The sequence below is a fragment of the Pseudomonas sp. CJQ_9 genome (assembly GCF_043106615.1).
GTDB lineage: Bacteria > Pseudomonadota > Gammaproteobacteria > Pseudomonadales > Pseudomonadaceae > Aquipseudomonas > Aquipseudomonas juntendi.
In genome coordinates, this window is record NZ_JBICMS010000099.1 from 1 (window position 1) to 18,851 (window position 18,851).

Annotated in this window: 22 protein-coding genes; 7 read left to right on the forward strand and 15 right to left on the reverse strand. The window is 63.5% G+C overall.

The window, feature by feature from the left end; genetic code table 11:
• Window positions 1–53: 53 nt before the first annotated feature.
• From ACF8SD_RS20905 to ribBA, 5 genes are all read right to left on the reverse strand, one after another.
• Window positions 54–1,202: an ABC transporter ATP-binding protein gene (locus tag ACF8SD_RS20905; protein ID WP_173888537.1), complete on the reverse strand. Its 1,149-nt coding sequence runs from the start codon at window positions 1,200–1,202 to the stop codon at window positions 54–56.
• Window positions 1,203–1,219: 17 nt separating this feature from the next.
• A complete protein-coding gene (locus ACF8SD_RS20910; RefSeq protein ID WP_173888539.1) occupies window positions 1,220–2,026 on the reverse strand; it encodes an ABC transporter permease in 807 nt (268 codons plus the stop codon).
• A gap of 6 nt (window positions 2,027–2,032) precedes the next feature.
• Window positions 2,033–2,950, reverse strand: coding sequence for an ABC transporter permease (locus tag ACF8SD_RS20915; protein WP_173888541.1), 918 nt, complete (start codon window positions 2,948–2,950; stop codon window positions 2,033–2,035).
• On the reverse strand, window positions 2,947–3,972 hold the full coding sequence (locus tag ACF8SD_RS20920) for an ABC transporter substrate-binding protein (RefSeq protein ID WP_009686436.1): 1,026 nt from the start codon (window positions 3,970–3,972) through the stop codon (window positions 2,947–2,949). Before ACF8SD_RS20920 ends, ACF8SD_RS20915 begins: the two co-directional genes overlap by 4 nt.
• Before the next feature lie 353 nt (window positions 3,973–4,325).
• A complete protein-coding gene (ribBA, locus tag ACF8SD_RS20925; RefSeq protein WP_173888543.1) occupies window positions 4,326–5,447 on the reverse strand; it encodes a bifunctional 3,4-dihydroxy-2-butanone-4-phosphate synthase/GTP cyclohydrolase II in 1,122 nt (373 codons plus the stop codon).
• Between the two features lie 77 nt (window positions 5,448–5,524).
• Between ribBA and ACF8SD_RS20930 the strand changes: the two genes are divergently transcribed.
• Window positions 5,525–5,818: a DUF1330 domain-containing protein gene (locus tag ACF8SD_RS20930; protein WP_110678535.1), complete on the forward strand. Its 294-nt coding sequence runs from the start codon at window positions 5,525–5,527 to the stop codon at window positions 5,816–5,818.
• Between the two features lie 64 nt (window positions 5,819–5,882).
• On the opposite strand, the gene ACF8SD_RS20935 is transcribed toward ACF8SD_RS20930, so the two are convergent.
• Together ACF8SD_RS20935 and ACF8SD_RS20940 are read right to left on the reverse strand one after the other, a co-directional pair.
• Window positions 5,883–7,256: a hypothetical protein gene (locus ACF8SD_RS20935; RefSeq protein WP_392484452.1), complete on the reverse strand. Its 1,374-nt coding sequence runs from the start codon at window positions 7,254–7,256 to the stop codon at window positions 5,883–5,885.
• Between the two features lie 183 nt (window positions 7,257–7,439).
• On the reverse strand, window positions 7,440–8,459 hold the full coding sequence (locus tag ACF8SD_RS20940) for an alpha/beta hydrolase (RefSeq protein WP_173888547.1): 1,020 nt from the start codon (window positions 8,457–8,459) through the stop codon (window positions 7,440–7,442).
• A gap of 146 nt (window positions 8,460–8,605) precedes the next feature.
• Here ACF8SD_RS20940 and ACF8SD_RS20945 point away from each other — a divergent pair, with 146 nt between their 5' ends.
• The 6 genes from ACF8SD_RS20945 (at window position 8,606) to ACF8SD_RS20970 (ending at window position 12,677) form a co-directional block, all read left to right on the forward strand.
• Window positions 8,606–9,490 (forward strand): LysR family transcriptional regulator, encoded by an 885-nt coding sequence (locus ACF8SD_RS20945; RefSeq protein ID WP_173888549.1) that lies wholly within the window; start codon window positions 8,606–8,608, stop codon window positions 9,488–9,490.
• A 66-nt stretch (window positions 9,491–9,556) separates the two neighbouring features.
• Window positions 9,557–9,958, forward strand: a complete 402-nt coding sequence (locus ACF8SD_RS20950; protein ID WP_054905046.1) for a hypothetical protein — start codon at window positions 9,557–9,559, stop codon at window positions 9,956–9,958.
• Window positions 9,959–10,051: 93 nt separating this feature from the next.
• Window positions 10,052–10,273 (forward strand): MbtH family protein, encoded by a 222-nt coding sequence (locus ACF8SD_RS20955; RefSeq protein WP_009686443.1) that lies wholly within the window; start codon window positions 10,052–10,054, stop codon window positions 10,271–10,273.
• A complete protein-coding gene (locus ACF8SD_RS20960) occupies window positions 10,270–10,989 on the forward strand; it encodes a thioesterase II family protein (protein ID WP_173888551.1) in 720 nt (239 codons plus the stop codon). The genes ACF8SD_RS20955 and ACF8SD_RS20960 overlap by 4 nt, the downstream gene beginning before the upstream one ends.
• Window positions 10,990–11,046: 57 nt before the next feature.
• Complete coding sequence (locus ACF8SD_RS20965) at window positions 11,047–11,598, forward strand: hydrolase (protein ID WP_173888553.1); 552 nt, start codon at window positions 11,047–11,049, stop codon at window positions 11,596–11,598.
• A 23-nt stretch (window positions 11,599–11,621) separates the two neighbouring features.
• Window positions 11,622–12,677, forward strand: a complete 1,056-nt coding sequence (locus ACF8SD_RS20970) for a DUF1615 domain-containing protein (protein WP_392484453.1) — start codon at window positions 11,622–11,624, stop codon at window positions 12,675–12,677.
• A 29-nt stretch (window positions 12,678–12,706) separates the two neighbouring features.
• On the opposite strand, the gene ACF8SD_RS20975 is transcribed toward ACF8SD_RS20970, so the two are convergent.
• The 8 genes from ACF8SD_RS20975 to ACF8SD_RS21010 are packed head-to-tail and all read right to left on the reverse strand — an operon-like array spanning window position 12,707 to window position 18,740.
• Window positions 12,707–13,570 carry a metal ABC transporter solute-binding protein, Zn/Mn family gene (locus ACF8SD_RS20975; RefSeq protein ID WP_173888555.1) on the reverse strand — a complete coding sequence of 288 codons (864 nt, stop codon included), beginning with the start codon at window positions 13,568–13,570 and terminating at the stop codon, window positions 12,707–12,709.
• Complete coding sequence (locus ACF8SD_RS20980; protein ID WP_392484454.1) at window positions 13,567–14,466, reverse strand: metal ABC transporter permease; 900 nt, start codon at window positions 14,464–14,466, stop codon at window positions 13,567–13,569. The genes ACF8SD_RS20975 and ACF8SD_RS20980 overlap by 4 nt, the downstream gene beginning before the upstream one ends.
• Window positions 14,466–15,212: a metal ABC transporter ATP-binding protein gene (locus ACF8SD_RS20985; RefSeq protein WP_392484455.1), complete on the reverse strand. Its 747-nt coding sequence runs from the start codon at window positions 15,210–15,212 to the stop codon at window positions 14,466–14,468. The genes ACF8SD_RS20980 and ACF8SD_RS20985 overlap by 1 nt, the downstream gene beginning before the upstream one ends.
• Window positions 15,209–16,111, reverse strand: a complete 903-nt coding sequence (locus ACF8SD_RS20990; RefSeq protein ID WP_392484456.1) for a metal ABC transporter substrate-binding protein — start codon at window positions 16,109–16,111, stop codon at window positions 15,209–15,211. The genes ACF8SD_RS20985 and ACF8SD_RS20990 overlap by 4 nt, the downstream gene beginning before the upstream one ends.
• A gap of 16 nt (window positions 16,112–16,127) precedes the next feature.
• The gene (locus ACF8SD_RS20995) at window positions 16,128–16,697 is read right to left on the reverse strand and encodes a DUF6162 family protein (protein WP_392484457.1); all 570 of its coding nucleotides are present in this window, start codon (window positions 16,695–16,697) and stop codon (window positions 16,128–16,130) included.
• Window positions 16,694–17,014: a hypothetical protein gene (locus ACF8SD_RS21000; RefSeq protein ID WP_009686454.1), complete on the reverse strand. Its 321-nt coding sequence runs from the start codon at window positions 17,012–17,014 to the stop codon at window positions 16,694–16,696. Before ACF8SD_RS21000 ends, ACF8SD_RS20995 begins: the two co-directional genes overlap by 4 nt.
• Window positions 17,011–17,550, reverse strand: a complete 540-nt coding sequence (locus ACF8SD_RS21005) for a thiamine pyrophosphate-binding protein (protein ID WP_173888567.1) — start codon at window positions 17,548–17,550, stop codon at window positions 17,011–17,013. The genes ACF8SD_RS21000 and ACF8SD_RS21005 overlap by 4 nt, the downstream gene beginning before the upstream one ends.
• The gene (locus tag ACF8SD_RS21010) at window positions 17,547–18,740 is read right to left on the reverse strand and encodes a PepSY-associated TM helix domain-containing protein (protein ID WP_392484458.1); all 1,194 of its coding nucleotides are present in this window, start codon (window positions 18,738–18,740) and stop codon (window positions 17,547–17,549) included. The genes ACF8SD_RS21005 and ACF8SD_RS21010 overlap by 4 nt, the downstream gene beginning before the upstream one ends.
• Between the last annotated feature and the right edge of the window lie 111 nt (window positions 18,741–18,851).

Genomic DNA, 18,851 nt, shown 5'->3' on the forward strand with positions numbered 1-18,851 from the left:
TCCCTGTGGGAGCCGGCTTGCCGGCGATGGGCCGCAAGGCGGCCCTGGCGGTCTCAATGCGCGCCGGCCGATTTGCTCAGGTCGCTCTCGGCCCATTCGGTGTAGATGCAGGCATCAGCCACTGCCCAGCGCACCTTCACGTTATCCCCTGGCTGCATCGGCATACCCGCTGCAGACAGCGCCTTGACCGTCAGTTCGGTACCGCCAGCAGTCACCACATGGCAGGTTTGGCTTTCCCCCAAAAACAGTACCTCGCCAACCTTGGCGCTGACCTCGTTCCAGCCAGCCGGCAGCGGCTGGCGCGCGGCTTGTTCGGCAGTCAGGGCCAGGGCTTTTTCCGGGCGGACCATGATCAGTGCATCCTGCGAGGCTGCCAGCCCCGGGGTCAGGCGGATGGCCACCGGCTGGCCTTCAAAGCTGGCTGCGCCGTTGCTGCTGGCCTTGATCCGCAAGAAGTTGGAGTTGCCCAGGAACGACGCCACAAAAGCATTCGGTGGGTTCTGGTACAGGTCGTAGCCGGTGCCCAGGCCAACGATCTTGCCGTGGCTGAAAATGGCAATGCGCTGCGACAGGCGCATGGCCTCTTCCTGGTCGTGGGTCACGTAGACAATGGTGATGCCGAGGCGGCGGTGCAGTTGACGCAGCTCGTCCTGCAGGTCTTCACGCAGCTTCTTGTCCAAGGCCCCGAGCGGCTCGTCCATCAGCAGAATGCGTGGCTCGTACACCAACGCGCGGGCAATCGCCACACGTTGCTGCTGGCCGCCGGACATCTGCGACGGCTTGCGGTGGGCGAACTGTTCCAGTTGCACCAGCTTGAGCATGGCATCGACACGCTTGCTGGTTTCGCCCGCATTGAGTTTGCGAATGGCCAGCGGAAAGGCGATGTTGTCGCGCACGTTCAGGTGCGGGAACAACGAGTAACGCTGGAACACCATGCCGATATCACGCTTGTGCGGCGGCACGTTGACCAGCGATTGGCCGTCGACCAGGATCTCGCCGCTGCTCGGCGTTTCGAAGCCGGCCAGCATCGACAGGGTGGTGGACTTGCCCGAGCCGCTGGAACCGAGGAAGGTCAGAAACTCGCCGTCCTGGATCTCCAGGTCGAGGTTGTCCACGGCGGTGAAGTCGCCGTAGTGCTTGTTCAGGCCGCGCAGGCTGACCAGGGTCTTGCCGTGCGCGTTGTCTTTGATCACTGCACTCATTGTTGTTATCTCCGCGCTCAGGCGTTTTCGGTGCGCCGGCGCAAGGCGGCGGCAATGAACATGACCAGCAGCGAAAGGCCGATCAGCAAGGTCGAGGCCACGGCGATCACCGGGCTCAGGTCCTGGCGCAGGGTGGTCCACATTTTCACTGGCAAGGTCTGCAGGTCGGGGCTGGCCATCATCACACTCAGGACCACCTCGTCCCAGGACACCAGGAACGCGAACAGGCCCCCGGCAATCATCCCCGGGCGAATGGCCGGGAAGGTGACCTTGAAGATCGCCTGCAGGCGCGACGCGCCGCAGATCACGGCGGCATCCTCGATCGACTGGTCGAACAGCTTCAGCGAGTTGATGATCGAAATGATGGTGAAGGGTAGGGCGACGATCACATGGCTGACCACGAACGCGAACAGCGTGCCGGTATAGCCCAGCTTGAGGAACAGCGCGTACACCGACACCGCAATGATCACCAGCGGTACGATCATTGGCATGGTGAACAGCCCGTACAGCAGTTCACGGCCCGGGAAGCGGCCACGCACCAGGGCGAAAGCGCTGGGTAAACCCAGCAGCACCGCTGCAACGGTGGTAAGCACGGCCACCTTGAAGCTGGCCAGTGCAGCCTCCATCCACTCAGGGTTGGAAAAGAACTGGCCGTACCACTTGAGGGTCCAGCCGGGCGGCGGGAATACCAGCCACTGCGACGAACCGAACGACAGCAACACGATGAACACTACCGGCAGCAGCAGGAAGGCTGCGATCACCCCGGTGGTCAGGTACAGGCCTGTGCGCAGCGGGCGGCCCATGGCATTGGGGGAAAGGAGCATGGCGGTTTACCTCGGGTTGCCAACCGGGGACTCCGGCTGCAGCTTCAGGTACAGGTAGAAGAGCACCAGGGTGATCAACACCAGCAGTGCGGCGGCGGCGCTGGCCAGGCCCCAGTTGAGGAACGACTGCACCTGCTGGATGATGAATTCCGGCAGCATCATGTTCTGCGCCCCACCCAGCAGTGCCGGGGTGACGTAGTAACCGAGCGACATCACGAACACCATCAGCGCCCCGGAGAACAGCCCCGAGCGGCACAGTGGCAGGAACACCTTCCAGAAGTTGGTCCACGGGCTGGCGCCACAGATCGAGCCTGCCTGCAGCACCATCGGATCAATGGCGTGCATGGTCGCCTGCAGCGGCAGCACGATGAACGGGATCATGATGTAGCTCATGCCGATCACGACACCGGTCAGGTTGTGCACCATCTCCAGCGGGGCATCGATAATGCCCATGGCCATCAACGCCTTGTTGATTACCCCCGAACTCTGCAGCAGCACCAGCCACGAGTAGGTGCGTGCCAGCAGGCTGGTCCACATCGACAGCAGCACGATGTTCAGCAGCCAGCGGCCCCAGCCTTTGGGCACCAGGGTGATGGCCCACGCCAGCGGGAACCCCAGCAGCACGCTGATCAGGGTGACCACACCGGCCACCGAGAAGGTGTTGAACAGCACCCGTGCGTAAGCCGAGTTGGCGAACAGCTGCTCATAGTTGCCCAGCCCGGGCGTTGGCTCCAGTACCCCGCGCAGCAACAGGCCGATCAGCGGGGCGAAGAAGAACAGACCCAGGAACAGCAAGGCCGGCAGCAGGTTACGGCTGCCTTTCCAGCGCTGGCTCAGGCTGACACGGCGCGGTACGGTGCCCGGAGCGCCGGCCCCTGTGGGGGCACCTTGCGCGTTATGCAGGGCGTTGATGGCGACTTTCATTTGACCAACCACTCATTCCAGCGCGCGGCGATGGCCTGGCCGTTCTTGGCCCAGTAAGCGAAGTCGAGGGTGACCTGGTCCTGGGCATGGGCGGTAGGCAGGTTGGGTGCAAGGTCCTTGTCCAGTTTCGCCACGCTGTCGACGTTGACCGGCGCGTAGGCGGTCTTGTTGGCGAACTCGGCCTGGCCTTCGGCGCTGCTGGCGTTGGCCAGAAACTTCATGGCCGCGTCCTTGTTCTTGGCGCCTTTGGGGATGACCAGGAAATCGGCCATGACCAGGTTCTGCTTCCAGCTCACACCCACCGGGGCACCGTCTTGCTGCAGGGCGTAGACGCGACCGTTCCAGAACTGGCCCAGCGCAGCTTCACCAGAGGCCAGCAATTGCTGCGACTGAGCACCACCGCCCCACCAGACGATGTCTTTCTTGATGGTGTCGAGCTTTTTGAAGGCGCGGTCCAGGTCCAGCGGGTAGAGCTTGTCGGGGGCTACACCGTCGGCCAGCAGGGCCAGTTCCAGCACGCCTGGGCTGGGCCATTTGTACAAGGCGCGTTTGCCAGGGTAGGTCTTGGTGTCGAACAGCGCCGCCCAGTCGACAGGCTTGTTGGCACCGAGCTTGCCTTCGTTGTAACCGAGCACGAAGGAGAAGAAGAACGAGCCGACACCGTGGTCGGACACAAAGCGTGGGTCGATCTTGTCGCGCTTGATCTGGGTGAAGTCGAGGGGTTCGAGCAAGCCTTCGCTGGCGGCGCGCAGGGCAAAGTCGGCTTCCACGTCAACCACGTCCCATTGCACGTTACCGCTCTCGACCATGGCCTTGAGCTTGCCGTAGTCGGTCGGGCCGTCCTGGACTACCTTGATGTCGGTCGCTTTGGTGAAGGGAACGGCCCACGCTTCTTTCTGGGCGTCCTGGGTAGTCCCGCCCCAGCTGACGAAGTTGAGGCTGTCGGCGGCTTGGGCGGCCTGACATGCCAGGGTCAGCAGGCTGGCGGACAGCACTGCGGTTACACGTTTGCTCAACAGCATGGTTACGCCCTCGTTGCTTTTGTTATTCGAGGCGGGGCTTTTGGTGCGCCCGCCAATAGTGTTCGGGGAGCAGCTAAAACAAAGTGTTGGTGGCCATTTGGCGATGTGGACGCCGGCGTGCAGATTTAAGGTCTACGGGATATCATATTATGGTATTCCAAACTTTTGGCAAGAGGTATGAGGCGACCGGCCATCACTCTATGCTCTGCGTGCTTGCGTGAACCTCTGTAGGAGCGGCCTTGCGTCGCGAAAGGGCCGCAAAGCGGCCCCAACAATTCATCTGTCAACGCTGAGAACCTGGGGACGCTATGCGGCCCTTTCGCGACGCAAGGCCGCTCCTACAAGGCATTGCGTCAGCCCATACGTCCTGGCTCAAATGGAATGCTCTGCACCACCTCCAGCTCATAACCCGCCAGCCCCGCATATTTAAGCGGCGGCCCCAGGTGGCGCAGCTTGCCGACCCCCAGGTCCTGCAGAATCTGCGCCCCGGTGCCCACTTCCGAGTACACCTTCGACTGCCCGCGCTGGTAAGGCCGCACCGGTTGGGTCAGCTGTGGTACCCGCTCCAGTAATGCCTGTGAGGATTCATGGTTGGCCAGGACCACCACCACGCCGCTGCCTTCCTCGGCCACCTTCTGCAGTGCGGCCCACAGGGTCCAGTTGGCGGGGCCGGCGTATTCGGCGCCGACCAGGTCGCGCAGGGGGTCGATCACATGCACCCTGACCAGGGTTGGCTGCTCGCGACGGATATCGCCCATTACCATGGCCATGTGCACGCCACCTTCGATGCGGTCTTCATAGGTGACCAGGCGGAAGGTGCCATGCACGGTCGGCAGTTCCCGTTCGCCGATGCGCTTGATGGTCTGCTCGGTGCTAAGGCGGTAGTGGATCAGGTCGGCGATGGTGCCGATCTTGATGCCATGCCGTGCAGCGAACACCTCAAGGTCGGGGCGGCGCGCCATGGTGCCGTCGTCGTTGAGCACTTCGACGATCACCGAGGCCGGGCTGAAGCCGGCCAAGCGCGCAAGGTCGCAACCCGCTTCGGTGTGGCCGGCGCGGGTCAGTACGCCGCCTTCGCGGGCACGAAGGGGGAATATATGGCCGGGTTGGACCAGGTCTTCGGGGCGGGCCGTGGGGGCCATGGCCGCGGCCACGGTACGTGCTCGGTCGGCGGCAGAGATGCCGGTAGTGACGCCCGTGGCAGCTTCGATCGACACGGTGAACGCGGTGCTGAACACACTGCCGTTGGCCGGTACCATCTGCTCCAGCCCCAGGCGTTGGCAGTGATCGTCGGTCAGGGTCAGGCAAATCAGGCCCCGCGCTTCGCGGGCCATGAAGTTGATGGCCTGAGCGTCGCAACGCTCGGCGGCGATCAGCAGGTCGCCTTCGTTTTCTCGATCCTCGTCATCCACCAGCAGGACCATTTTGCCTTGCCGGTAGTCCTCGAGAAGTTCCTCGATGGTGTTGAAAGCCATGTTGCACGCTCGCTGTGGTGGTGTCATTTTTATGGTATACCATCATACACAAGTATCGGCTAATCAGGAGAAGGCGCATGAAGGCCTATTGGATCGCCCATGTGGACGTGACCGACCCCGAGCAGTACCAGCAATACACCCAACGCGCCCCGGCTGCCTTCCAGGCGTTCGGTGGCCGCTTTCTGGCCCGTGGCGGGCGCAGCGAGGCGCTGGAAGGGCGGCCCACACCTCAGCGTAGCGTGGTGATCGAATTCGATTCCTACGCGCAGGCGGTGGCGTGTTACCGGTCTGAGCTGTACCAGGAGGCGTGCAGCCATCGCCAAGGGGTAGCGAAGGCCGACGTGATCATCGTTGAAGGGGTGGGGCCGTGAGTGTTGGTTGATGCCCCTGACGCCGGCGAGCCGGCGATAGGGCTACTACTGGCAAAACAGAGGCTCAAGGCGCTTGCGTAACGTGCACGTTGTCGATGACCATGCGCGGATTTTCGCCGTCTTCAACCATGTGAAGGTGCAGTATTTCAGGGCCGTTCACCGTTAGCTCATCGGACCCATAATGCATACCTTCACGGTCACTCAGCCGTTTGTGGTTGTCCGTGAAGGTGAGATCTCTGGTACATAGATCACTGCACCCCCAGTCGTAACTTACGCGGCGGGTACCTGTGCCAGGCAGCAGAATTTCGGTTGAACCGTCGAACGTAAGATGTTTTGCCTTTATGGCGCTTCCATCGCCGCTGTGCGAATCGTCGCTGATCCCACCCGTGCCATGTAGTTTGAATGTCGTCTGGTCAACCTTGAATTCCTTGCGGTCACCGACCTGCTCGGACTCGAAATCGACCTCCGAAGTCACGATGGGGCGACCTACCGCTTGGTCTTGCTCATCGTAGGTTAGCTGCATAACCTGATCCTTCGCCGTGGGCAGCTTGATTCGGATTACAGGCACCGCCTGGCCATACGCTGCGTGATACCGGAACTGGTCGAACTGCGCCAGCAAGCCAGCCTGCGTCTGACCCTCGACATAGAAAAATGCGAAAACAGGCAAGTCGGCGCCCACGCCGACTTGCCAGGCAGGGAGCAAAATCTCGTTGTAGCCCATCCACGCATCTGCGCTCAAACCTGCCCTGACTTTTATCGGCATCTCGAACCATCGGGCCTTCATGTTCGCGGGTGCTTCGCGAAGGTCCCACCCGCAGACTCTTGATTTTCTGATGTCATCTTCGCTGTACGTTGCCAACCACGCTTCGGCATCCTTCACGCCGACCTTCTGGCACGCATCCGTGGTGCTCTCAAACCCATCATGCGGGCCGCACCCCTGCGCGGTTTCGCGGTTGTCCGTGCCACCATCGATGGGGAAGGTGCACAGTACTTCGAGCTCGCGCAGCTTGCCGTGCGGGATGGCCTGCAGAGGCGGGAACAAATAACCATTGAAGCGTTCCGCCGCCCTGCCGAAGTTGGTATCGCGGCGCACCCAGGAAAACGCTATGGCGCCTTTATCCAAGTGCTTGCGGCTCGGGTCCCAAGGTAGCGATTCTGGGATGAAACCGGTGGCACGCATTTCAAAACCGCTGCACAGGTAGCTGGGTTTGTCAGGCCCACCACAGTCTTCGGTGACCGAGTCGTACCAGACTTTCAGTTGCGTAACCGCCTGTTCACCCCGCTTGTTCAATTCGATCAACTGCTGTGACTTGGCTGTTGCGCTTGTGAGTGCCTGAGTCTGCGCGGGCGGACGGGCAGGCAGCACAGAGGACGTGTGCGACACGCAACCGATCAAACTTGCCAGGGTTAGAAGCGACAGGGCTATTCGTGTCCACATTGGCGAGCACCTTTTTCTGAGTGGAGTAGCACAGCCGCACGCATAGCTATCGTGGGCTTTGGTGCAATTTGCGCACAGGAAAAAAGTGGCGGCTACTGGCAGTTCTATCAGCATTCGGGCCAAGCCCAGGTGACCGAGCGCCAACATCTCGATTGGTCCTGGGCAGGTCTTCCGGTCATGGGCTCAGTTCAGATGCGCTTTGAGTTCAGCGCCTGCCTGGCGCATAGCCGCCTTGACCGCCGGTACCTGGCTCAGCGGGTTGAGCAACCCATAGTCATGGATCATGCCGTTGTAGCGCACCGAGGTCACGGGCACCCCGGCGGCAGTGAGCTTGCGGGCATAGGCCTCACCTTCATCACGCAGTACGTCGAACTCGGCTGTTTGCACCAGCGCTGGCGGCAAGCCTTGCAACTGTTCGGTGGTGGCCCGCAGAGGCGCGGCGTAGATCTGTTCCCGCGCCTTGGCATCCGTGGTGTAGTTGTCCCAGAACCACTTCATCATGCCGGTGGTCAGGAAGTGCCCTTCGGCAAACTGTTTGTACGAAGCGGTTTCGAAGCTGGCGTCCGTCACCGGCCACAGCAACAGCTGGAAGCGCAGGGCCGGGGTGCCAGCCTCTTTGGCCTTCAGCGCCACGACCGCTGCCATGTTGCCGCCGACGCTGTTGCCAGCCACGGCCAGGCGCTTGCCATCCACGCCGATCTGCTGGCCGTGCTCGGCCACCCAGCGGGTCGCGGCATAGGCCTGGTTGATCGCGGTCGGGTAGTGCGCCTCCGGCGACGGGGTGTAGTCGACATAGACCGCCACTGCCCCAGAGCCAACCACCAGGTCACGGATCAGCCGCTGGTGGGTCGGGAAGTCGCCGAGCACCCAGCCGCCGCCGTGGAAGAACATGAATACCGGCAACGCCCCTTTGACATGGGCCGGGCGAACCACCTGCAGCTTGATCGACTGGCCGTCCGCCTCGATGGTGCGTTCCTTCACCTCGACCCCGGAGAGGTCAACCTTGACCGAGGCCTGGGCGCCGGTCAGCACCGCGCGGGCATCTTTCGGGCTGAGTTGCTCCAGTGGCTTGCCGCCGCCTTGCTCCAGGGCTTCGAGGAAGGCCTGGGTGTGTTGCTCGACGCCTGGGCTTCCCGCAGCGAACGCGCTGGAAACGGACAGCGCCAGAAGCGAGGCGGTCAGTGTTGTGTGGACAATGTTCATGGGCGAATCCTTTTCTGTGCAAGTGTCGGGAATGGGCGTCTTGTCTGGCCTGCTGGGCCATCGTTGCGACCTGTGCGTAGATTAGGCAGGTGCGTTCGTGGGAAAAAGCCGCTATAAAGCGTTTAACTGTCACCAAGAGCGAGACAATGAACCCCTACGAAGACATGCGAATCTTTGCCCAGGTGATGGAGGCCGGCAGTTTTACCGCCGCCGCCGACCGCCTGGGGATGTCCAAGCAATCGGTGAGCCGGCGCCTGATGCAACTCGAAGAGCGCCTGGGCGTGCGCCTGCTCAACCGCTCCACGCGGCGCCTGGATGCCACGCCGCTGGGCCGGCACTACTACCAGGCGGCTTTGCGCTTGCTGGGTGAAGTGCAGCAGGTGGAGCACGACATCAGCGGCCAGGCCCAGGCCTTGCGCGGCACCTTGCGCCTTAGCGCGCCGTTGTCGTTCGCCATGGCGCACCTGGGCTGTTTGCTGACCGAGTTTTTGCAGTTGCATGCGCAGGTGGATGTGGAGGTGGACCTCAGTGATCGGGCGGTGGATCTGATCGGCGAAGGCTATGACCTGGCGTTGCGGATTGGCGGGCTGGAGGACTCCAGCCTGATCGCCCGGCGCATCGCCGATGTGCAGCGGGTGTACTGCGCGAGCCCGGGCTACCTGGCTGCGCGCGGTGTGCCGGCCAAGCCGGAAGACCTGGCCGGGCATGACTGCCTGCCGTATGGGCATTCGCGGCAGGTGCAGTGGCAGTTTCGGCAGGCTGGCAAGGCCCAGGCGATTCAGGTGGCCGGGCGCATGCGCGCGAACAATGGTGAAATCCTCAGGGATGCGGCGATTGCCGGCATGGGGGTGACTTACCTGCCGACTTTCATCGTTGGGCAAGCGCTGGCCGATGGGCGCCTGGTCACGGTGCTGGATGACTGGCGGCCGCCGGCATTACAGCTGTCGGCGGTGTACCCGCAGCACCGGCAGGTGGCGCGGCCGGTGCAGGGGTTCGTGAACTTCCTGCGCGAGCGCTTGCTGCAGCTGTAAAGCCACGGCACGTGCGATAAAAGACCGCTTCTACAAGCACCCGCAAAAACTGGCTATGCTTGCCTCATGACCAGCTCTCCACCGTTGCGCCAGCCTTGCCCCCCTGGCGCCTGCATTTGTGGCCGCGAACAACTGGCCGACCACCCGCAGACCGCCCAGCGCATCCTCCTGCTGACCCGCCAGGAAGAAAAGCGCCTGCTCGACCGCCTGGAAAACCTGAAGGACCTTGAAGACTTGCAGCGGTTACAACAACGCCTGTTCGACAATCTCGGCATTCGCGTGCACATTGCCCCGGGCTTCAATGAAGTGCGGACCATGCGCGGCATCGTCATCGAACTGGATAACCAGCCCGGGCTATGCCGCAAAACCCGGCAGGCGATCCCGGCGGCGATCCGGCGCGGGCTGGAGCGCAATCCCGAGGTTGCGTTCCGCCTGCTCGATACCCACGACCTGCTGCGCGATGCATGAGATGAAGTTAATTTTCCGCCGCCTTGCTACGTCTACTTGAAAGCCCCCTGCGCCAGTGCGCGCAGCGGTTTTCATCATTCAAGGAGGCAGGCAATGACTTCTGTATTCGACCGCGAAGATATCCAGTTCCAGGTAGTGGTCAACCATGAAGAGCAATACTCGATCTGGCCCGATTACAAAGCCATCCCCAACGGCTGGCGTGCAGTGGGCAAAAGCGGCCTGAAAAAGGAATGCCTGGCGTATATCGACGAGGTGTGGACCGACATGCGCCCCCTCAGCCTGCGCCAGAAAATGGCCGAAGCCGCCCCCCAGTGACCGCACTGAACCTGCTGTGCCTGCCGTACTCGGGGGCCAGCGCCATGGTCTACAGCCGCTGGCGGCGCAAGCTGCCGTCGTGGGTGCAGGTACACCCGGTGGAGCTGCCCGGGCGCGGCGCCCGCATGGCCGAGCCGCTGCACACCGACATGCAGGCGCTGGCCCGGCAACTGGCCAGCGAGCAGCGCCTGGCCGCCAATGCACCCTACGCGTTGCTGGGCCACAGCCTGGGTGCCTTGCTGGCCTTCGAGCTGGCGCATGAGCTGCAAGCGCTTGGCTGCCCGGCGCCGCTGGCGTTGTTCGCCTGCGGCACGGCGGCCCCGACCCGGCGCGAAGATTACGATGGCCGGCACTGGCGCGAGCCCAAAACCGACGCCGAGCTGATCAGCGAGCTGCGTGAGCTGCAAGGCACGCCCGAGGAAGTGTTGGCCAATGCCGAGTTGATGAGCCTGACCTTGCCGACCCTGCGCGCCGATTTCCTGCTGTGCGGCACCTACGCCTACCGTCAGCGGCCGGCCCTGAGCTGCCCGCTGCATGTGCTGGGCGGCATTGAGGACCGGGCCAATGACGAGCAACTGCGGGCCTGGGGCAAAGAAACCCACGGCGAGTTTTCGTTGCAGATGTTCCCCGGCGGGCACTTCTTCATCCACGAGCATGAAGACCGTGTGCTCGACGCCCTCACTGCCTCGCTGCAACCGTTGCGCCTGTCCGCCTGATTGACGTCACCGCTTGCCTGGGGGAGGCTAGGCCTTTTCCCAGGCAAGGGGCAGAGCATGCTGATCAATCCACACAAGGCCACGCTGCTGGTCGTCGACATCCAGGAAAAGCTCATCGGCGCCATGAGCGACGCCGAAGGCACCCGGGCGCGGGCCCGCTGGCTGCTGGCGGCGACCGCCGAGCTGGAGCTGCCGGTGGTGATTTCAGAACAGTACCCCAAGGGCCTGGGCCATACCCTGGCCGAGTTGCTGGTGGCGGCACCGGCCGCCCAGGTGGTGGAGAAAAGCCATTTTTCCTGCGTTGCCGCCCAATGCTTGCCCGACAGCCTGATGGCCCGCGAACAGGTGATCGTGTGTGGCATGGAAACCCATGTCTGCGTGCTGCAGACCGTGCTCGGCCTGCTGGCGCTGGGCAAGCAGGTGTTCGTGGTCGAAGATGCCTGTGACAGCCGCACGGCGGCCAGCAAGGCGGCGGGCCTGGCGCGCATGCGCGAAGCCGGTGCGCAGGTAGTGACCCGGGAAATGGTGCTGTTCGAGCTGATGGGGAGTGCGGCGCATCCGTTATTCCGCCACATCAGCAAGACCTACCTGGTCGGTGAACAGCCCTGAACGGCCGGTTATGGGCGGCAGGCATGATGGCCCTGGCACTGCTGCAAGGTTGCGCCGGGCGCCGCGAAGAAGTGCCCGAAGCGGACCCTGCCAAGGTTCGCGCCCAACTGCTGCGGTTGCTACCCACGCAAGCCCGCGACCGCGAGGGCTGGGCCAAGGACATCCAGGTGGCCTTCGAGGCCCAGCGCATCACCCCCAGCAAGAGCAACCTGTGTGCCGTGTTGGCGGTCACCGAGCAGGAGTCGACCTTCACGGCCGACCCACAGGTGCCCAACCTGGGGCGTATCGCCCGTGAAGAAATCGACCGCCGCGCCGCGCGCCTGCACATCCCCAGGCTGCTGATCGATGGTGCGTTGAAAACGCCGTCTGGCAACGGCCAAAGCTACCAGCAGCGGCTACAGGCAGTGCGCAGCGAGAAACAGTTGAGCGAACTGTACGACGAGGTCATTGCTCGCCTACCGTTGGGCAGGACCTTGCTTGGCGGGCTGAATCCGGTGCATACCGGCGGGCCGATGCAGGTCAGCATCGACTTTGCCGAACAGCATGCGCAGGGGTACCCCTACAGCCATGACGGCAGCATTCGCCAGGAGGTGTTCAGCCGGCGCGGTGGCATGTATTTCGGTATCGCGCACTTGCTGGGTTACCCGGCCAGCTACGAACGCCCGCTCTACCGCTTCGCCGATTTCAATGCGGGTTGGTACGCCAGCCGCAATGCGGCGTTTCAAGCGGCGCTGAGCAAGGTCACGGGTGTGCGGTTGGCGCTGGACGGCGACCTGATCGCACCGGGGTCGATCATGCCGGGCGCGACCGAAACGGCGGCGCGCAAAGTGGGCGGGAAGCTGGGGCTGCGCAACCCGCAGATTCGCCGCCAACTGGAGGACGGCGACAGCCTGGCGTTCGAGGCCAGCAAGCTGTACGCCGGGGTATTTGCCCTGGCCGACGCCGCCGCTGGCAAGCCGCTACCGCGAGCGGTGCTGCCGGGAATCGAACTGAAGAGCCCGAAGATTACCCGCAAGCTGACCACGGCGTGGTTTGCAGGGCGGGTGGACGAGCGTTATCAACGGTGCATGAAGCGCTAGCGCCCCCAGGATTTGCGAGGGACTGTTGATCAGCTTTCGCCAAGTGCCCCGACGACTTGTTCGACACTGGCCTTCAACCCGGCAAACGCATCATCCGGGTCGCTGTCCACCACCACCAGCTTCGCGCCGGCTGCCTTGATCGCTGCGGCCAGCGCCGGCTCCGGTTGGCGATGGTCCAGCACCAACGCCACATCCTGTGCCTTCAGGTTGGCTTCCAGCGCCTTCAGCGCGGCGGCATCCCACGCCGTTGGCAGCGGCTGCTGCACCACATCCAGGTTCAGGCCGCTGGCCAGGTAACCCAACCGCGGCGACAGGCTGACCACTGTGAGGTTGTCGACCTTGGCCAACTGCGTCTGGCTGCTGGCGGCAAGCGCCAACAGCTGGCGTTTGAGCGCGGCCAGGTTGCCCTGGATTTTCGTTTTTTCGCTGGGCGCCAGGCGTTCCAGGTCGTTGGCCACGACGTCCGCCATGCGCCCCAGATTGGTCGGGTTCAGCCACGGGTAGGCGTCGTAGGCATCGTCGCCACTCACCGCAATACCTGGCAAGGCGCCGTCCACCGGCCGTGCGGCATCGATCTCGACAATGCGGATATTGCTGCGCCGAGCCATCGGGTACAGCGGGTCGTCGCGCCAGATCGAACGCACGCCGATCACCGCATCGGCCTGTTGCGCAGCCTTGTCCAGGCTAGCGCCACCACGGCCGCTGAAATACGACGGCTGGCGACTGGCCGGCAGGTTGGCCGGGGCTGCGCGCTTGAGTTGTACGCCGGTCCCCTCGAGCAGGGCGCTGGCCAGGCTGTGGGTGATCGGCAAGGTGGTCAGCACCTGCGTGGCGAAAGACAGCGACGGCAGGCTGGCCAGGGCCAGTGCCAGGGTCAGGTGTTTCAGGTTCATGCCGGGTTTCCTTGCAGGCGGGGAACGAGGGTGCGGGCGAGCGCAGCGAGGGCGAAGCAGAGACCGGCGACCAGGATGATCGCGGCACCCGACGGCACCGGCAGGTCGAACACGATCGGTAGCAGAATGCCGAACAACGTGCTGATGCTCGCGATGAGCACCGAGAGGAAGAAAAAGCCCTTCAGTGACTGGCTCACCAGGCGCGCGGCGGCAGCCGGGATCACCAGCAACGCACCGACCAGAATGGCGCCAATCACCTTCACTGCAGCCACGGTGACCAGGGTCACCAGCACCACGAACAGGTAGTCCAGTGTTTTCACCGCCACGCCGCGTACGGCGGCCAACTGCGGGTTGAAGCTGGCCAGCATGATGCGGTTGTACAGCGGCAGCGCCAAGGCCAGCACCAGCACGGCGACGATGCCCAGTACCACCAGGTCCTGCCCGCTCACGGTCAGCACCGAACCGAACAGCACGTTTTCGAGGATGTGCACATTGATTTTGCCCGCCAGCATCAGCAGCAGGCTGGCGCCCAGCGCCAGTGACACCGAGAGGAATACGCCAATGAGTGTGTCCGGTGACAACCCGGTGCGGTTACGCAGGAAGTTCAGCAGGATGCCGAACAGCAGGCAGTAACCGAACAGGCTGCCATAAGGGCCGGTGTAGGGCTCGCCCAGCAGGATGCCGATAGCCACGCCGGTCAGTGCGGCATGGCCGACCGCTTCGGAAAAGAATGCAAAGCGCTTGACCACCACCAAGGTGCCCAGGCCACCCAGCACCGGGCCAATCATCAGGCCGGCCAGCAAGGCGTTGACCACGAAGCCATAGGCCAGCGCCTCGGGCAGGTAGCCGGCAGCGGCCCATTCCTGGACCGTTTGGCGAAAAATGTCGAAACTCATCAGGCAATGCTCTCGTTACGCGGGTGGACGGAAAACAGGCCCAGCAGGCGCTCCGGCGTCAGGGCCTGGGCTGGCGGGGCGTCGAACAGTACCTGACGGCTCAGCCCGGTAACCCGGTCGGCCAGGCGCAGCACCGCTTCCAGGTCGTGTTCGATCCACAACACAGTGGTCCCGGCCTGGCGCCAGGCCAGTAGCAGTTGTTCGAACACCTGAATGCCGGCTTCATCGAGCGCCGACATCGGCTCGTCCAGCACCAGCAGTTGTGGTTCGGGGATGAGCCCCTGGGCCAGCAGCACCCGCTGACGCTCACCGCCCGACAAGGCCCCCATGCGCCGCTTGCGCTTTTCCAGCATGCCAACCCGCGCCAACGCAGCATCGATGGCAGGCTGCACCCTGCGTGACAACCCCAGGAAGGCCGGGCGCCGCTGGCACATGGCAGCCATGAAATCATCCACGGTCATTGGCAGCCCGCGGTCGAACTCCAGGGCCTGCGGGACGTAGCCAATCACCTCGCCTTGCCCCGGCCAGTGCAGGGTCAATTGCCCGTGGTGGGGCATTTGCCCGAGCAGGGTCTTGATCAGCGAACTCTTGCCGCCGCCGTTGGGGCCGACGATGGCGTGCACGCTGCCCGGGGCGACGGTGAAGCTGACCTTTTCGAGGATGCGGGTGCGGCCGAGGGTCAGGTCGATGCCGGCAAAGGTGATGCGCGGCCCACTGGCGGTTGCCAGGTTGGCAGCGGCGGTCATGCGCGGTTCTCCTGAATGGCGCGGACCACGGTGTCGAGGTTGCGCTTCATTTCCACTTCGTACTTGTCCTTGGTGTATTCGCCATAGGAAATGTGGGTAAGGGGGTAAAGGCGCACACCAGACTCACGCTGGATGGTTTCGACATAGGCTGAGGGAAAGTCCATTTCCGAGAAGATCACCCTCACGTCCAGTGCCTTGAGCTGGTCGATGGTCTTCTTCAACTGCGCCGGGCTTGGCTCAATGCCATGGGCGGGTTCGACCACGGCGGTCACTTCCAGGCCGAAGTCGCGGACCAGGTAGTCGTAGGCAGCATGGATGGTGGCCACGCGGAAGGTAGCGCTGGGGGCCTCGGTGACCTTGGCCAGTGCCTGGGCGCGCAAGGCACGCAGGCGTTTGGCGTAGGCCCGGGCGTTCTGCGTGTAGAACCGGGCATTGTCCGGGTCGAGCTTGCCCAGCTCGCGGGCAATGTTGTTGACCTGGGCAATGGTCGTGCTGATCGACAGGAAAGTGTGCGGGTTGACCACCTTGCCGGCACCGCGCGCGGCAATGCCGGTAGCCGCCAGCAGCGGTACGTTCTGGTTGGCCTCGATCGTGGCGATATCAGGTTTTTCACTGGCGGCGATCATGCGGTCGGCAAAGTCGTCATGGCCAACCCCATTGAGCACCACCACGTCCAGGGTGCCGATGCGCTTGATGTCTTCGGCCCGGGGCTCGTAGGCGTGCGGGTTGAAGCCCGCCGGAATCAGCGGCACCACCTCGGCCTTGTCGCCAACGATGTTGCTCACGTAGCTGTAGTAGGGGTGCAAGGTGATGCCGATACGCAGCGGCTTGCCGTTATCGGCCAGGGCCATTGCCGGCAGGGCCAGGGCCAGGAGCAGGGCGAGGGCGGAGCGAAACATGGGCGAGTCCTTCGGTTCAGTGGCGGTGTTCGCGGGTAACCCCGGCGTCGTAGTGGCTGACCACTTGTTGCCAGCCAGCGGCGATCAGTGCCGCCTGGCCGAGGTCATCCGGGAGGGGTGCGGCGCTGTCGCGGCGCAACCAGATATCGGCCTGGCCGCTGCTGTCGGGTGGCAGGATCAGCAGCAGGCTGCCGGCAATTTCGGGTGCCTGGCTGCGGCCCAGGTAGGCGCCGGACGCCAGCCAGGTCCACTGGTGGCTGCCCCGCCTCTGGCTGCCGGCGTCGACCACGAACGGCGGCAGGCCTTCGTCGGCCAGGGCCTGTACCCCAGGTGCAGCGGCGTTTTCTTCACGCAGCAACAGGATCTCGTCGAATGCCACCCGTAGGTCGGTGTAGAGGCCTTGCTCGGCCGCAGTGAGGTCGCGGCGGGCGTCGATCTGGTGGATGGCGATGGCCTGTTCGTCCTCGCGCTCGCCGCGCAGCCACACCACGCCAGCCGCCAACGTCACTATCAGCAGGCTGGCCAACAGCACGTACAGGGTTTCGTGCCCGGCGCCGGCCGGGCGGATCACGTGAGCGCGGCTCATGGCTGGGCGATATCGGCGTAGTCGACTTCCACCACGTGCCCGGGGCCGGCGTCGAACAGTACGTAGAATTCGCCGTCCGGGCGCTTGAAGGTCAGGGTCGAATCGTCGCCAAGCTTGCCGCCGACCAGCACTTGCTCGTCGTAGCCGATCACATCCAAGGTTACCCCGGGGGCGCCACTGCCGTCCGAGAAACCACCGGTGCACTTGACTTGGCCGCTGGCCAGTTCTTCGCATTCGCACATAGGGTTGTGGGCCAGTGCCGGGCTTGCGGCCAGTGCCAGCAAGGGCAGGGCGAGGGTGCGCAGCAGGTATTTCATTTCTTGCCTCCTTTTTTCTCGAGCCAGGCCACGGTGGCTGGCGATGCCTGGGCCAGCGGGACAGACGCCTGGTGCATGCTGCCGTCCCAGCCTTCCACGGTGATCCAGATCTGGGCGTCGGGTTGGGTGCGCGGGGGGATCGGCAGGTTGGTGGCCATGGCGTAAGGCGCGCCGAAGAAGATCGTGCCAGCCGCTCGCAGGCTGCGCGGTTTGCCGATGCGCAGGTAAACGGCCTTCACGTCGTTGACGCACGCCTTGCACAGCGCTGCCCTGAATACCTTGAAGTCGCCTGCCGGGCCGTCTCTGCGGGGGGCTTCGTCACGCAGTTCCGCCACGTCCAGGGTGTAGGGGCCGGCCTGGATGCCGGTGATCACATTCGCCCCCAGCCCTGCCTCGCCGCGGAACAGCTTTGCGTCGCTGAAATACTTGGGCATGAAACCCAGCGGGATCAGGATCAGCAGGATGTTCAAGTGGAAACGCCACTTCAACCACCACTGTTTCAGCGGGCTGACGGGCACGGCCTGGGTGTGGCTCATCGTTGCATCTCCAGCGAGGTCTGGGTGGGCGCAGTGCGGGGTGCGCGTTCGCTACGCTTCAGCGCGGCAGCGGTGGCTTGCGCCGTGCGTTTGGTCCAGATCAGCAAGCCGCTGAACACCATCAGGGTGAGCACCAGGCCGAAGAAGAACCAGATCAGCTTGATCGGCAGGCCGCCAAAGTCACCGGTGTGCAAGGGGCGCATGGACTCGGTGACGAACTCCAGGGCGGAGCGGTCGCCCAGCAGGAACTGGCTGTCTACCTTGCGCGTGTAGGGGTTGACCTCGGCGCTTTGGACCATCAGCGGATACCAGCCCCGCCCGCCCATGGAAATATGGCTGTAAGCGGTGGCAGGCAACGCAATGAAGTTGATTTCCAGCCCTGGAATCGCCAGGCCAGCGATGCGCGCCGCCTCATCGAGGTCGATCCGTGGGGCTGGGCTGCCATCGGCGGTCTGGGGCACTTCGTCGCGAGCGATGACCGGCACGATCGGCTCGCTGGAAATGCTGATGTGGTTGTCGAACAGAATCGCCTGGATCAGGAACCAGGTACCGGTGATGGAAATGACCGCGATGAACCAGATCGACCAGACACCGACCAGGCGGTGCAGGTCGCCCCAGAAGATGCGCGAACCGTGCCCTGTGCGTACCGGCTTGAAGAAGCCTTTCCAGAACTTCTTGTACACCACCAGCCCGGTTACCAGCGAAGCGAGCATGGGCAGGCCGAGGATCGACACCAGGTACCAGCCCCAGCTGAAACCGTTGGTGAAGGGCACCAGCCACCAGCCGTGCAGGGCGCGGGTGAAGGCTTGGAAGTTGAAGTCAGGGGATTTGCCCTGAATCGCACCGGTGTAAGGATTGACGTACAAGGTCGGGGTGGTGCCGTCCGGGAAGGTCACATTGGCCGTGAGGGCGAAGTGTGAGCCCTCAGGCTGGATGATGGAGCGCACGACCATATCCGGCTCTGCTTCATGCAGGGCGTTCAGCACCTGTTGGAAGCTCAGGCGTTCGGCGTCGGTGTCCGGCTTGCTGGCACGTACATCGGGGTTGGCCAGCCAGACGATTTCCTGGCTGACCACCGCGAGCATGCCCGTGAAGCAGACGATCAATACAAAGAACCAGATCGGCAAGGCGAGCCAGCTGTGCACCAGGAACCACAGCCTGGATTTGGATTTTTTCAACGATTTGGCCATCAGACGGGTCTTCTGCAATGGGTGGTCGAGCGTGCGCCCAACCAAAGAGGGCTGTACTGATAAGGACGAATGAGAATCGAGATCCTGCCGATTAAAATGAAAGCAAATGTT